At 70.3% G+C, this 13,821-nt stretch carries 12 protein-coding genes; 5 read left to right on the forward strand and 7 right to left on the reverse strand.

The genetic code is table 11. The features are described from left to right. Positions 1–141 precede the first annotated feature (141 nt). From ppk2 to AOK17_RS05065, 3 genes are read right to left on the reverse strand one after another with little or no spacing between them, the layout of a single operon-like run. The gene (gene ppk2, locus AOK17_RS05055; protein ID WP_055611079.1) at positions 142–1,035 is read right to left on the reverse strand and encodes a polyphosphate kinase 2; all 894 of its coding nucleotides are present in this window, start codon (positions 1,033–1,035) and stop codon (positions 142–144) included. 18 nt (positions 1,036–1,053) lie between these two features. Next, a complete protein-coding gene (locus AOK17_RS05060) occupies positions 1,054–1,287 on the reverse strand; it encodes a hypothetical protein (protein WP_055611080.1) in 234 nt (77 codons plus the stop codon). A gap of 60 nt (positions 1,288–1,347) precedes the next feature. Then, entirely contained in the window at positions 1,348–2,502 is a 1,155-nt protein-coding gene (locus tag AOK17_RS05065; RefSeq protein WP_055611081.1) for an inorganic phosphate transporter, read from the reverse strand. Positions 2,503–2,802: 300 nt separating this feature from the next. Between AOK17_RS05065 and AOK17_RS05070 the strand changes: the two genes are divergently transcribed. Together AOK17_RS05070 and AOK17_RS05075 are read left to right on the forward strand one after the other, a co-directional pair. Next, positions 2,803–3,600 (forward strand): ABC transporter ATP-binding protein, encoded by a 798-nt coding sequence (locus AOK17_RS05070; RefSeq protein WP_055611082.1) that lies wholly within the window; start codon positions 2,803–2,805, stop codon positions 3,598–3,600. A gap of 5 nt (positions 3,601–3,605) precedes the next feature. Next, on the forward strand, positions 3,606–4,916 hold the full coding sequence (locus AOK17_RS05075) for an ABC transporter permease (protein WP_055611102.1): 1,311 nt from the start codon (positions 3,606–3,608) through the stop codon (positions 4,914–4,916). 169 nt (positions 4,917–5,085) lie between these two features. Here AOK17_RS05075 and AOK17_RS05080 read toward each other — a convergent pair whose 3' ends face one another. Continuing rightward, on the reverse strand, positions 5,086–5,835 hold the full coding sequence (locus AOK17_RS05080; RefSeq protein WP_055611083.1) for a transglutaminase domain-containing protein: 750 nt from the start codon (positions 5,833–5,835) through the stop codon (positions 5,086–5,088). 233 nt (positions 5,836–6,068) lie between these two features. Here AOK17_RS05080 and AOK17_RS05085 point away from each other — a divergent pair, with 233 nt between their 5' ends. Then, complete coding sequence (locus AOK17_RS05085) at positions 6,069–6,884, forward strand: SAM-dependent methyltransferase (protein WP_055611084.1); 816 nt, start codon at positions 6,069–6,071, stop codon at positions 6,882–6,884. A gap of 75 nt (positions 6,885–6,959) precedes the next feature. Here AOK17_RS05085 and AOK17_RS05090 read toward each other — a convergent pair whose 3' ends face one another. Beyond that, positions 6,960–8,459 (reverse strand): MFS transporter, encoded by a 1,500-nt coding sequence (locus tag AOK17_RS05090; RefSeq protein WP_055611085.1) that lies wholly within the window; start codon positions 8,457–8,459, stop codon positions 6,960–6,962. 215 nt (positions 8,460–8,674) lie between these two features. Continuing rightward, positions 8,675–9,700: an Lrp/AsnC family transcriptional regulator gene (locus AOK17_RS05095; RefSeq protein ID WP_055611086.1), complete on the reverse strand. Its 1,026-nt coding sequence runs from the start codon at positions 9,698–9,700 to the stop codon at positions 8,675–8,677. Between the two features lie 115 nt (positions 9,701–9,815). Here AOK17_RS05095 and AOK17_RS05100 point away from each other — a divergent pair, with 115 nt between their 5' ends. Continuing rightward, positions 9,816–11,369, forward strand: a complete 1,554-nt coding sequence (locus tag AOK17_RS05100) for an AbgT family transporter (RefSeq protein ID WP_055611087.1) — start codon at positions 9,816–9,818, stop codon at positions 11,367–11,369. 76 nt (positions 11,370–11,445) lie between these two features. Continuing rightward, positions 11,446–12,648 carry a M20 family metallopeptidase gene (locus tag AOK17_RS05105; RefSeq protein WP_055611088.1) on the forward strand — a complete coding sequence of 401 codons (1,203 nt, stop codon included), beginning with the start codon at positions 11,446–11,448 and terminating at the stop codon, positions 12,646–12,648. 194 nt (positions 12,649–12,842) lie between these two features. On the opposite strand, the gene AOK17_RS05110 is transcribed toward AOK17_RS05105, so the two are convergent. Then, positions 12,843–13,502, reverse strand: a complete 660-nt coding sequence (locus AOK17_RS05110) for a hypothetical protein (protein WP_206190679.1) — start codon at positions 13,500–13,502, stop codon at positions 12,843–12,845. Positions 13,503–13,821 lie beyond the last annotated feature (319 nt).

A 13,821-nucleotide genomic window follows, 5' to 3' on the forward strand; every position in this document is an offset into this window, starting at 1 on the left:
GCGATCGGGTTCACGGTGAGCGGGGGCGACGGGGGCAGTGGGGGCTGAGACGTCCGCGTACGCCTTCGGACCACTGCCTGCCCCAAGTGCTCCTCCGCGAGCCCCTCCTGGCGCCCGGCCGAGCGTTCCTCCGCGAGCCCCCTACCAGCCCTCCTGCAACTCGTCGTCCTCGCCCGCCTCCAGGAGGGTCGCCGCCGCGCCGACCACCCGCGGGTCCGGCTTTCCGACGACCTCGTCGTCCTTGCCCGTGTAGTCGAAGCGGGCCAGCACACTGCGCATGGCCTCCACGCGGGCCCGCTTCTTGTCGTTGCTCTTCACCACGGTCCACGGGGCCTGCTCGGTGTCCGTCTCGCGGAACATGGCGACCTTGGCGGCGGTGTAGTCGTCCCAGAGGTCGAGGGACGCGAGGTCCATGGGGCTGAGCTTCCACTGCCGTACGGGATCGACCTGCCGGATGGTGAACCGGGTGCGCTGCTCGCCCTGCGACACCGAGAACCAGAACTTCACCAGGTCCACGCCGTCGTCGACGAGCATCCGCTCGAAGGCGGGCGTCTGTCGCATGAAGCGCCGGTACTCGTCGCCCGTGCAGAAGCCCATCACCCGCTCCACCCCGGCCCGGTTGTACCAGGACCGGTCGAAGAGCACGATCTCCCCGGCGGTCGGCAGATGCTCGACGTACCGCTGGAAGTACCACTGTCCCTGCTCGCGCTCCGTCGGCTTCTCCAGGGCCACCACCCGGGCACCGCGCGGATTGAGGTGCTCGGTGAAACGCTTGATCGTGCCGCCCTTGCCGGCCGCGTCCCGCCCCTCGAAGACGACGACGAGCCGGCGCCCGGTCTCCTTGATCCAGCTCTGCAGCTTCAGCAGCTCGATCTGCTGCAGCCGCTTGTGCCAGTCGTACTCGCCGCGCTCCATGCGCTGCGCGTACGGGTAGTTCTCCCGCCAGGTGTCCACCGCGCTGCCGTCGGGGCGGATCAGCACCGGGTCGTCATGGTCGGTGTAGTCGACGCGCATGTCACTCAGCAGCTCGGTCATCTCTACTCCCCGGGAGGATCAGTGGAACTGCGGCACGATCAGATGGATCCCGTACGCCACCACGCTCGCGCACGCCAGGAAACACAGCCCGGCCACGCCGAGCCCCACCGGGTCGGTGCCCCCGTCGCCCTCCCGCGCGGCTTCGGCGCGGGCCAGGCCCAGCACGCCGAGGGCGAAGACGACGACCACTCCGACCGTGACTCCGGTACTCACCGCGGCGACCTCGCCGAGGGCGCTCCAGTCCAGCTGCATCGTTCGTACTCTCCTTGCTCTTCCCGGCTCTTCGGCTCTTCCCGGTCTCCGTGACCCTGCTCAGGCGGCGGTGCCGACCTCTGCCGGTGCCGCGCCGCGGACGCTGACCTCGTGGGTCTCGTTGACGTTGGACGCGTGCACCGGGTTGCGGCGCGACATGACCACGATGAAGGTGGCGACGGCGAGCGCGAGGAGTGCGATCACCACGATGCCGAAGTTCCCGCCGTGCGTCACCACGCTCGCGGAGAGGCCGCCGACCAGCGCGGCGGCGGGAAGCGTCACCAGCCACGCCACCACCATCCGCCCCGCCGTACCCCACCGCACCTCGGCGAGACGCCTGCCCAGGCCCGCACCGAGGATGCCGCCGGAGCACACCTGCGTGGTCGACAGCGCGAACCCGAGGTGCGCGGAGGTCAGGATCACCGTCGTGGAGGCGGCCTCCGCGGCGAAGCCCTGCGGCGACTGGATGTCGGTCAGCCCCTTGCCCATCGTCCGGATGATCCGCCAGCCGCCGAGATACGTACCCAGGCCGATCGCGAGACCGGCCGACGCGATCACCCACAGGGGCGGCCCGGCGTCGTGACCGAGGGCCCCGGCCGAGATCAGCGTGAGCGTGATGACGCCCATCGTCTTCTGCGCGTCGTTGGTGCCGTGCGCGAGCGAGACCAGGGACGCCGAGGCGATCTGCCCGAGCCGGAACCCCTTCGTCACCGTCTTCTGCCGGGCCCGTGCGGTGATCCGGTACGCGAGGTACGTGGCGATGAGCGCGGCCACACCGGCGATCAACGGCGAGGCGACCGCCGGGAGCAGGACCTTCTCGACGACCTTGTCGAAGTGCACACCGTGCTCGCCCGCGCCCACCCAGACGGCCCCGATGAGACCGCCGAACAGCGCGTGCGAGGAGCTCGACGGCAGCCCGAGCAGCCAGGTCGCCAGGTTCCACAGGATCGCGCCGACCAGACCGGCGAAGATCATGCCCGGTGTCACCAGGGTGTCGTCCACGATCCCGCCGGAGATCGTCTTGGCGACCTCGGTGGACAGGAACGCGCCGACGACGTTCAGTACGCCGCTGATCAGGACCGCCGTTCTGGGCTTCAGCGCGCCGGTGGCGATGGACGTCGCCATCGCGTTCGCCGTGTCGTGGAAGCCGTTGGTGAAGTCGAAGGCGAGGGCCGTGACGATGACGACGGCCACAAGGAACGTGATGTGGTCCATGCCGTCGATGCAAGCAAGCGGAGGCGTACGGGCGGCGAAGCGGAGGCAAAGGGCACGCATGAGTGTGGTCATGCCACCTACAAGTCCGCTGTTCCGGGGGGTGCTGAGCCGGGGATTCCCTTCACAACCGGGGTTTGTCCTCGGCGGGACCGGGATTTCCCGTCGGGGGAGGTGTCGCTGAGTACACCCCCCGATACGGGTTCTGCGCCCAATGTGCCTGCCCCGCCTTCTCCGTAGCGTCTTCGGCAGGGCACAGGAAGTGCCCGACAGGGGGGCACGGACGGTGCCCGACGGAGGCTGATGACGATGTTTCGCCGAACCGATCGACGCAACCACGAGCACGGCACGGGCCCCGCCGCCGAGGCACTGCGGCTGGTCAAGGTCACCAAGACCTACGGGGGTGAGGAGAACGCGGTGACCGCCCTCGACGGGGTGACGCTCGCCCTGCCGCGCGGCACGTTCACCGCGGTGATGGGGCCCTCGGGCTCCGGCAAGTCCACGCTGCTGCAGTGCGCGGCCGGACTCGACCGGCCCGACAGCGGCATCGTCGTGGTCGACGGCGCCGAGATGACCGGCGGCACCGAGGCCGAACTGACGAAGTTCCGGCGCAACCGGATCGGCTTCGTCTTCCAGCAGTACAACCTGCTGGACACCCTCACCGTCGCCCAGAACACGATCCTGCCGCTCAAGCTCGCCCGCCGCCGCGTCGACCGGGCCCGGGTGGCGGAGATCCTCACCGCCGTCGGCCTCGGCGACCGCCTCGGCCACCGGCCCGACCAGCTCTCCGGCGGCCAGCGCCAGCGCGTCGCCATCGCCCGCGCCCTGGTCACCGAGCCGAGCGTGATCTTCGCGGACGAGCCGACCGGCGCCCTAGACACCCGCAGCGCGCGGGACGTCCTGCGGCTCCTCCAGGAGGCGGTACGGGTCCACGGCCGTACGGTCGTCATGGTGACCCACGACCCGGTGGCGGCCTCGTACGCCGACTCGGTGCTGTTCCTCGCGGACGGCAGGCTCGCCGGTGAGATGCACCGGCCGACCGTGGACGCGGTGGCCGAGCGCCTCGCGCACCTCGGCGACGACGTGATGGCGGGGGTGTGACCGTCATGTTCGCTCTGGCCCTGCGCTCCATCCGCCGGCGCCCCGGTCGTTTCGGCGCGACGCTGCTGTCCGCCTTCCTGGGCGCGGCGATCATCATGACCTTCAACTCGATGCACGACACGGCGGGCGCGAAGGGCGTCGACGCCACCAGCGCGGAGAGCCTCTCCACCGCGGCGGGCGTCGTCGGCGGCTACGGCACCCTCCTGGTGTTCTTCGCCGTCGCCTCCACCCTGACGGTGAACGTCCGTCAGCGCTCCGCCGAGATCGAGCTGTTGCGCTGCTCGGGCGCGACCCCCGCACAGATCAAGCGGATGGTCGTGGGGGAGTCGGTGGCCGTCGCCCTGGTCGGCGCGCTGCTGGCGATCGGTCCCGCGATGCTCGGCGGACGGCTGCTGCTCGACCTCTTCCAGGACAGCGGGCAGGTCGCCGAGTCCGTCGACTACACCTTCGGGACCGTCGCGCTGCTCTCCGGCATCGACATCACGGTCCTCGCGGCGGCGGGCGCGGCGTTCCTCGCGGTCCGCCGGGCCACCCGGAAGACCGGCCCCCGCGGCAGGGGACGGACGTTCTTCGCCCGTGCCTCCCTCATCCTCGGCGGCCTGTCGGTCTGCTCCACCTTCGCGTTCTCCTCGACCGCCGCCGCGCTGATGGCACCGGCCGCGTACGGCGCGATCCTGCTCGCGGTCGGCTTCGCACTGCTCTCGCCGAAGCTGCTGAAGGCCCTGCTCGACCGGCTTCCGCTGACGGGCCCGAGCGGCTATCTCGCCGTACGCACCATGCGGGAGCGTGCCGCGCAGCTGTCCGGGGTCCTCATGCCGCTGATCCTCTTCACCGGCATGGCGACGGCGACCCTCTACATGCAGGCCGTCGAGAACGACGCCATCGACGCCTCCGGAGTCCCGAAGTCCATCGACGCCAAGAACCTCGAAACCCTGAACCTCGTGGTCGTCGGCATCATCGTGGTCTTCTCCTGCATCATGCTGATCAACTCGCTGTACGCGGCGACGACCTACCGGCGCCGGGAGTTCGGCCAGCAGCGGCTGGCCGGGGCGACCCCGGGTCAGGTCCTCGGCATGATCGGCATCGAGTCCCTCGTCCTCACGGTGACGGGCGTCTTCTTCGGCACGGCCGCCGGGCTCGCCGGGATCATCCCCTTCACGATGGTCCGCACGGACTCGGTCCTTCCGGACGAAGGCCTGGGGATCTGGTTCGGGATCGTGGGGGTCGCGGCGGCGGCGGTGCTCGTCACCAGCCTGGTCACAGCTCGGCGGGCGCTGCGGACACCGGCGGTCGGGGCGGTTTCGCTGGCCGCTTGAGCCGTGGCTTGTTCGACGGGTGCGGGTGGGTGGGGTGCTGGCCGCGCGGTTCCCCGCCCCTTAAAGGCCGGGGCCATCGCCCCGGCCTTTCGTCTTTAGGGGCGTGGGGAACTGCGCACCCAGCACCGACCGACCCGCACCCGATGAGTCACGTGCCGACCGGAGACATTCAGGAGCCCGCGCTCCACCGCCCCAGCACCGGCTCCGACACCGCGCGCGCCGCGAAGCACAACGTCTGGCCCTGCTGGGCGAAGAGCGCGTCGCGGGAGTCGAAGTGACCGAGGTCCGTCCGGACCTGGGCCGACAGATCGCAGCCCCCACCGGTGGCGCCGCAGGCAGTCGCACCGCCCCAGTCGACCGTCGTACGGGCCACCGCGTCGAAGAGGGTCTCACCGCCCCGGTTGGTGAACGCGCCGTCGCCGCCGGCCTTCCCGAACAGCTCGCCGATCGGCACCCACGCGCCCTCCAGCCGGAACTCCGGCCAGGCCAGCAGCACCTGCTCGGGCACCAGCGGCTTCAGCCGGGGGAACCGCGGATACCAGAAGACGCCGTCGACGAGCAGGCCCCGTACCCGCGTACGGATGCCCACGGCACGGGCGACCGCCTCGAGGACCGCCATCCGCTGACTGCACGAACCGCGCCCCAGCCGCAGCGTCGTCGAGACCCGCCGCCGGTCCTCCACGGAGTACACCGGCCGGATCTCCCGCGCGATGATCCCGTGCGCCACACGCAGCGTCTCGGACGCGGAGGCCCGCCCCCGCACCCGGTTCACCAGGGCCGTGACGCCCGGATCCGTCCAGTCGAGGATCTCGGTGGCCCGCGTCGAACCCCGTACCTCCGGTGGCCGGGACCCCCGCCGTACGTCCGACCGCGCAGCGCGTCCGGCGCTCCGGTACGGCATCAGCAACCGGCTGGTCATGGTCGCCCACCCCCGCATCTCTCCACGACTCCCGCCATCATCACACGCCCCGCCGGCCGGTCCGGAGGGGCAGCACACGGCCGTGCGACCGCCCCGCGCGCGACCCCGGTACCAGGGTCGGCGCTCGAAGTGCGAAATGCCGTACGTATCTTGGAGATTGGACCTTGATCGGTGAATCTTGAACCTTATGTTTGTGCGTGTCCGTACACGCCTTGGATGAGAAGACGGTGCCCATGACCGACCACGAGAGCTCGACCGGCCCGGCGGCGAGGCAGAGAATCGACACCTCCGTGCCGCACTCGGCGCGGATCTGGAACTACTGGCTGGGTGGCAAGGACAACTACCCCGTGGACGAGGAGGCCGGGGACGCGTACACCGCCGTCTTCCCCGGCATCGTGACCATCGCCCGCAGCAGCCGCGCCTTCCTCGGCCGCAGCATCCGTCATCTGGTGGAGGAGGCGGGCGTCCGGCAGTTCCTGGACGTCGGTACGGGCCTGCCGACCGTGGACAACACCCACGAGGTCGCCCAGCGCATCGCGCCGGAGTCCAGGATCGTCTACGTCGACAACGACCCGCTGGTCCTCGCCCACGCGCGCGTCCTGCTGACCTCGTCGAAGGAGGGGGCCACGGACTACGTGGACTCCAGCCTCTACGAGCCGGACCTCATCCTGGCGGAGGCCGCCCGGACCCTGGACCTCTCCCGCCCGACCGCCCTGATCCTCAGCGGCATCCTCGGCCACGTCGCGGACTACGACCGGGCGCGCACCCTCGTACGCGCCCTCGTGGACGGCCTCCCGTCGGGCAGCTACCTGTGCATCAACGACGGCTCCCGCGGCACCGACCCGGCGTACGAGGCGGCCCAGGACGGCTACAACGAGACCGGCGCGGTCCCGTACTTCCTGCGTCCCGTCTCCCAGATCGAGGCGTTCTTCGAGGGCCTCGAACTCGTCGAGCCCGGGGTCGTCTCGGTCCCGCTGTGGCACCCGGAGAAGTCGGACACGGCCCCGACGCCGATCGGCCAGCACGGGGGACTGGGCCGCAAGCCCTGACCGCATCCCGTACGAACCCAGGCGGTCGCCTCCCGTGGGAGGCGACCGCCTGGGGGCTTGAAAGGCCCGGGGGCGTTACGACTTCACTCCGGCCACCTCCGTGACCTCGGCCTGACCGCTGTCGTCCGTGTCCCCGGCCGGGGACACGGCCTGCGCGGCGGTCCGCTGCCGCGGCAGGAACGCGGCGAGAACCAGCGCCAGCAGCGCCGCACCCGCACCGATCGCCATGACCACCTTGAAACCGTTCTCGGACGGCAGGGCGAACGAGCCGAAGTCCGTGGTCATCTGCGCCAGTACGACACCGGCGACGGCGCTCGCGAACGACGTACCGATGGACCGCATCAGGGTGTTGAGGCTGTTGGCGGCGGCCGTCTCGGACGCGGGCACGGCGCCCATGATCAGCGCGGGCATCGCGCCGTAGGCGAAGCCGACGCCGGCGCCGATGACGCAGGAGACCAGGATGAGGTGCCAGACCTCGGACATCAGCAGGATGTTCAGGCCGTAGCCGGCGGCGACGATGACGGCACCCGTCATGAGGGTGATCTTCGGGCCCCTGGTTTTGGTGATCGCGGCGGAGACCGGCGCCATCGCCATCATCACCAGACCCTGCGGGGCCAGCACCAGGCCGACGGTCATCATGGACTTGCCGAGGCCGTAGCCGGTCTGCTCGGGCAGTTGGAGCAGCTGCGGAAGCACCAGCGACATCGCGAACATCGAGAAGCCGAACGCGATCGAGGCGAGGTTGGTGAACAGCACCTGCCGGCGGGCGGTGGTCCGCAGATCCACCAGCGGCTGGGACGTACGCAGCTCGTAGAAGCCCCACGCCACCAGTACGACGGCCGCGACGGCGAACAGGCCGAGGGTCGTGCCGCTGCCCCAGCCCCAGTCGGCGCCCTTGGAGATGGCCAGCAGCAGGGAGACCAGCGCGGCCGACAGACCGAGCGAGCCGACCAGGTCGAAGCGCCCGCCGGTCCGCACCTTCGACTCGGGCACGATCGTCAGGACGAGCACGAAGGCGACGGCACCGAGTACCGCGGAGACCCAGAACAGCACGTGCCAGTCGTAGTTGTCGGCGATGAACGCGGCGGAGGGCAGACCCAGCGCGCCGCCCACGCCCAGCGAGGCGCTCATCATCGCGGTGGAGCCGGCGAGCCGCTCGGAGGGCAGTACGTCACGCATGACGCTGATGCCGAGCGGGACGACACCGGCCGCCAGGCCCTGCAGTGCCCGGCCGACGATCATCGGGACCAGCGAGTCGCTGAACGCGGCCACCACCGAGCCGCTGACCAGCAGGACGATGCTGACCAGCAGCATCCGCCGCTTGCCGAACATGTCGCCCAGGCGCCCGACGACCGGGGTCGCGACGGCGGCGGCCAGCAGGGTGGCGGTCACCGCCCAGGCGGCGTTCGACGCCGAGGCGTCCAGGTACTTCGGCAGCTCCGGGACGATCGGGATCACCAGGGTCTGCATCAGCGAGACGACGATTCCGGCGAAGGCCAGGACCGCCACCACGGCGTTCGACCTGGGCGGGGCGGAATCCCCGACCTCACCGGATCGGACAAGGGCGTCGGACATCGTGCTGCCTCCGTCGGAAGGGGACTGCGGATTTGCTTGACTTACTCAACGATATGCAGGATTGATTGACTTACGCAAGTGGATTCGGGCGATGGTGCCGCAAAGACAGGGCAAAGGGGCGGGGAGGGGGGCTTGGCGCCGCCCGGTGCCGCCCGGTGGTGCCTGGTGTCGGGCGGTGTCTCGGGCGCCTCAGGTGTCTCGGTGTCTTCGGCGCCTCAGAGCAGGGTCGGTGCGTGGAACGTGCCGAGGCCCGAGGTGAGGTCGCGGTCCAGCCAGTAGCGGCGCGGTTCGGCGAGCATGACGTCGACGCTGACGCCGAGAATGCCGGGGATCCGGGCGAGTTCGTTGTCGATGAAGAGCGCCAGGGCGGAGCGGTCGGTGACCAGGCCGGTGGCGAGGACGGACATGTCGCTGGCCACGTGGGCGGCGAGCCGGGTCTGCGGGAGCCGGTCGATGCGGCGCATGACGTCGGGGGTCTCGCCGGGCGCGATCCGCAGCCGGAGTACGAAGGGGGTCTGGAAGCCCAGCCAGTCCGACACGATCTCCAGGCGTGGCTTGACCCACTGTTCGTCGAGGACCCGGCGGACGACCCGGTGTGCGGTGGAGGTGGCCAGGCCCGCGGCCCGGCCGATGCTCGCGGCGGAGGCCCGGCTGTCCTGGAGCAGCTGGGCGACGACGGTGCGTTCGGCCTCGCTGAGCGGCTTGGCGGGGGGCGTCGCGGTCGCGGTGCCCTCGGTGCGGGTGCCGGTGAGTTCGAGCAGGCCGGCCCGTTCGGTGTCGGTCAGGAACTGCGGGTCCCAGGTGATGCCCCGGCGCAGGGTGCTGAGCGCGGGCAGGGCCTTGACGCGGCGGACGCCGGGGACGGAGAACATCCGGTCGATCGCCTCGCTGGTGGCCGTGTCGGAGGGGGCGTGCACGACGGCGTAGAGCGGGTAGTCGCCCGAGATCTGTGCCAGGAGCTGGAGGTGGGGCAGGTTCCGGAGGCGGTCCAGGACGGCCAGCGGGGTCTCGCCGGTGATGTCCAGGAAGACGTGGACCGGCATCGCGGTGGAGTGCATGCCCCAGTCGGCCTGCCCGATCACGCGGACCATCCGGGCCTCGTGCAGCCGGTCGTAACGGCGCTTCAGTGTGCCGGCGTCGGCGGACAGGATCGCGCCGATGTCGTCCCAGGTGGCCCGGGGTGCCAGGTGGAGTGCCCCGATGAGGCGCCGGTCGAGCTCGTCGAGGAGAGGGCGGGTCATAGCGCCCCACCTTAGACTGCCGATTAATCCCACCGTTACATCCAGGGTATAGAGAATCTCTCATCTGAATGCCATTGTTCGCGGGAACATCCCTCAAAAGCACGAAGAGGTACCGATGAGTGCCACCTCTGCCCAGCCACAGCCGACCGAGCCCCGGTCGAGAGCCCTGCGTGCCGCGTTCCGGAGTTTCGCGGCGATCGAGAAGGTCGGGAACAGACTCCCCAACCCGTTCTGGCTGTTCTGGATCCTCGCGGGGGTCGTCGCCGTCCTCAGTGCCGTGCTGGCGGCGATCGGTGTCAGCGCCGTCCACCCCGGCACGCACGAGACCATCGACGTGCAGAACCTGCTCAGCAAGGCCGGCCTCACCATGGCCGTCGAGGGCGCCGTCGAGAACTTCGCGGCCTTCCCTCCGCTGGCCACCATCCTCACCGTGATGTTCGGCATCGCCGTCGCCGAGCGGAGCGGACTGTTCTCCGCCCTGCTGCGCCGCATGGTCGCGCGGGTGCCGGGCAAGTACCTGACCTTCGCGCTGTCGATGACGGCCATGGTCAGCCATGTCGCCGGTGACGCCGCCTACGTCACCCTCATCCCGCTCGGTGCCCTGGTCTTCCGTGCGGCGGGGCGCAGTCCCGTGCTCGGCTGCGTCGTCGCGTACGTCTCGATCGCCGCCGGCTACGACGCCTCCCCGTCGCTCACCACGACCGACGTCCTGCTGTCCGGGATATCCACGGCCGCCGCCCACACCATCGACGCGGACTACGTCGTCACCCCGGTGGCCAACTACTTCTTCGGGCTCGGCTCGTCGGTCCTGGTGGCCCTGGTGATCACCCTCGTCGTCGACAAGGTCCTCGCCCGCCGCGCGGACCTGGAGCCCGACGAGCCGGTCGCCGCGCTCGACGCCGACGAGCTGGAGGAGATCGAGGTCACCGAGCAGCAGCGCCGCGCGCTGCGCGTGACCGGGCTGGTCGCCCTCGGCTTCGCCGCGTTCCTGGTGGTGGCCATGATCCCCGCGTCCTCACCGCTGCGCGGCGAGGGCGGCGGCATCGTCGAGTCCCCGCTGATCGGGGGGATGGCGCTCGTCCTGGGCGTGTTCTTCGCCGTGCTCGGCACCGTCTACGGCCGGATGACGGGGAGCTTCTCCGCCGCCGGCGACATCATCACCGCGATGGTCGACGGCACCCGTTCGATGGCGCCGATCCTCGTCCTGTTCTTCGCGATCTCCCAGTTCCTCGCCTACTTCAAGTGGACGAACATCGGCAACATCCTCGCCGTCAAGGGCGCGGAGACCCTGCGCGAACTGGACATGGACGGCTGGACCGTACTGGTCGGCATCGCCGTGCTGATCACCTTCATGAACCTCGTCATCACGAGCGGTTCCGCACTGTGGGCCCTGGCCGCCCCCGTCCTCGTACCCATGCTGATGCTCATCGGCATCGAGCCCGAGACGACCCAGGCCGTCTACCGCGTCGCCGACTCGGTCACCAACTGCGTCACCCCGATGAGCCCGTACTTCGTGATGGCCCTGGGCTTCATCCAGCAGTACCGCAAGTCCGCGGGCATCGGCACGCTGGCCTCCTTCACGATCCCGATCGCCGCCGTCGTCTGGGTCGTCTGGGTCGCGTTCTTCGTGGCCTGGTACCTGCTGGGCATCCCCTTCGGCGTCGGCTGACCGCACCTTCCGCCACCGCGCCCTCCGCCAGGGAGTGCCGCCCCACCCCCGTACGAGAAACACGAGAAAGAAGACGATGACCGCATCACCCGCACCCGCAGCCGCCGCCCTCACCACCCGAGCCCAGGAGGTGTCGTCGCGGATCGTCGACGACATCCTGACCCTCGTACGCCAGGAGACCAGCAGCTACGACCTGCCCGGACTCGCGGCGGGCCTGGACCTCCTGCGCGAACTGACGGTCCAGCGGCTCGGGCAGCCGGACCACGAGCACCGCTACCCGGGCGGCGAGTGCGGGGACACGCTGACTCTGACGTACGTCGGGACCGGCACCGGTCCCGGTGCCGGGCACGTCCTGCTCGTCGGCCACTACGACACCGTGTGGCCGACCGGGACGCTCGCGGGATGGGAGCAGCCGGGGGCCTCCGAGGACGGGCGGGAGAAGCTCGGCGGGCCGGGCATCTTCGACATGAAGACCGGCCTGGCCCAAGGGATCTGGGCCCTGAAGCTGGCCCGGGAGAGCGGCGCGCCGCTGCCCACCGTCACCTTCCTCTTCAACGGCGACGAGGAGATCGGCTCGCTGTCCTCGCGCCCGGTGATCGAGGAGGCCGCGCAGAAGGCCGACGTCACGCTGGTGCTGGAGCCGACCGCCCACGGCGCGGTCAAGACCGCCCGCAAGGGCACCGGGATCTTCCAGGTCACGGCCACCGGCGTCGAGGCACACGCCGGGCTCGCGCCGCAGGACGGGGCGAGCGCGATCACCGCGCTGTCGGAGTTCGTGGTCGCCGCGGCGAAGGTCGCCGCGCCCGACCGGGGCACGACGATCAACACCGGCCTCTTCAGGGGCGGTTCGGCCATCAACGTCGTCGCCGGACAGGCCACCGCGGGCGTCGACATCCGGGTCAGCAGCGAGGCCGAACAGGCCCGTGTGGATGAGGAGCTGGACGCCATCAAGGTGAGCGACCCCCGCGTCCGCATCGAGATCGACCACGCCTGGAACCGCCCCCCGATGACCCTCAACGCCGCCTCCGCCCCACTCCTCGCCCTCGCCCGCGAGGTCGCCCTCGATCAGGGCCGCGACTCCCTGCCCGACACCGCCGTCGGCGGCGCCAGCGACGCCAACTTCGTCGCCGCACTCGGCCTCCCGGTCCTCTGCGGCATGGGCGCGGTCGGCGACGGCGCCCACGCCCAGGGCGAGTTCATCTACCCGGACACGGTGGCGGCGCAGACGGGACTGGTGGCGGGGGTGCTTGTCCGCCTGACGCGGCCGTTGCGGGGCTGAAGGGGGCCGACAGACACGCGTGGGCGAGGGCGCTTCAGTGCCCTCGCCCAGCCCCATGCGCTCGCAACACCTGTGGCCCGCCATATTCATGCGCCCTCGGGCGCTCCGGCCGCCCGACGCCCGCTCCCGGACATGACGAGGGCGGAGCCCGAAAGCTCCGCCCGACTCGCAGGAAACCCGGATCAGGGATCAGGTCAGGGCCACACCAAGCAGTACGGCTGATGCCCCGCCTCATGCAGCCGATGGCTGAAGTCCTGCCACTCGTGCAGCAGCTGGTACACGTTGTACGCGTCTCGGGGGCCGCCGCGGTCCGGGACCGTGGACCAGATGAAGGCTGCCGCGCCCACGGCCTCCTCGCCGATGCCGCGGAGGGGGTCGACGACGGTCATGGGGAGCTTGACGACGGCGTAGTCGGGGTGGAGGACGACGAGTTCCAGCGGGGGCACCTTGTGCAGAGGTATGCCCTCTATGCCGGTGAGGACCATCGCGGCCATCGTCTCCGGCTTGATCTTGGTGAACATGCCGTTCATGCCGAGCTCGTCGCCGCCGAGTTCTTCGGGCCTCATGGAGATCGGAACGCGAGCGGCGGTCGCGCCGTCCGGGGCTCCGAAGTATTTGTACGTCACCCCCACCCGGCCACCATTCCCGCTTCCTGCCCTGAGCTGGTCCGCCCCGCGGTCTGTGTAGTCCATACCGTCCATACGGCTCGACGGGTCGATCCGCTCAGAGTCGCCCTGCGATCCCTGTGCCTGACGTGTCTCGGCCGCTTCCGCCTCGCGTCGGTGCTTCCCCCGCCGGGCACGCCGAGGACCCAGGTCATCGGTCCCCTCGCCCAGTCCGCCACCGCGATGCATATCTCCACCCGACTGCTTTTCCAAGGCGCGCGACCCCCGCCACGCAACCCGATCATCGTGAGAGTGACCTCCCCCACGACCGCCCGCCGAAACGTGCGTTGAAACACTTGTCCGTCGCCGTGGACCGACCCCACACGTGTGAAGTCAACTATCCCCGAGAACGGCACCTTCAGGGAGTCTAGGTAGTTCGCGCTCGCGGTGACCAACGAAGAGTGGAGCGGCGCGCGGTATCGCGTCACAGCAGGGTATACCGTTCCCGAGCCGATTAGCAGATATCGGTGAAATCGGGCATCCGGAGTGGGGGGTTCGGGCGGGAGTC

Origin of the sequence: Streptomyces phaeochromogenes (assembly GCF_001418655.1) — a bacterium.
Lineage (GTDB): Bacteria > Actinomycetota > Actinomycetes > Streptomycetales > Streptomycetaceae > Streptomyces > Streptomyces phaeochromogenes.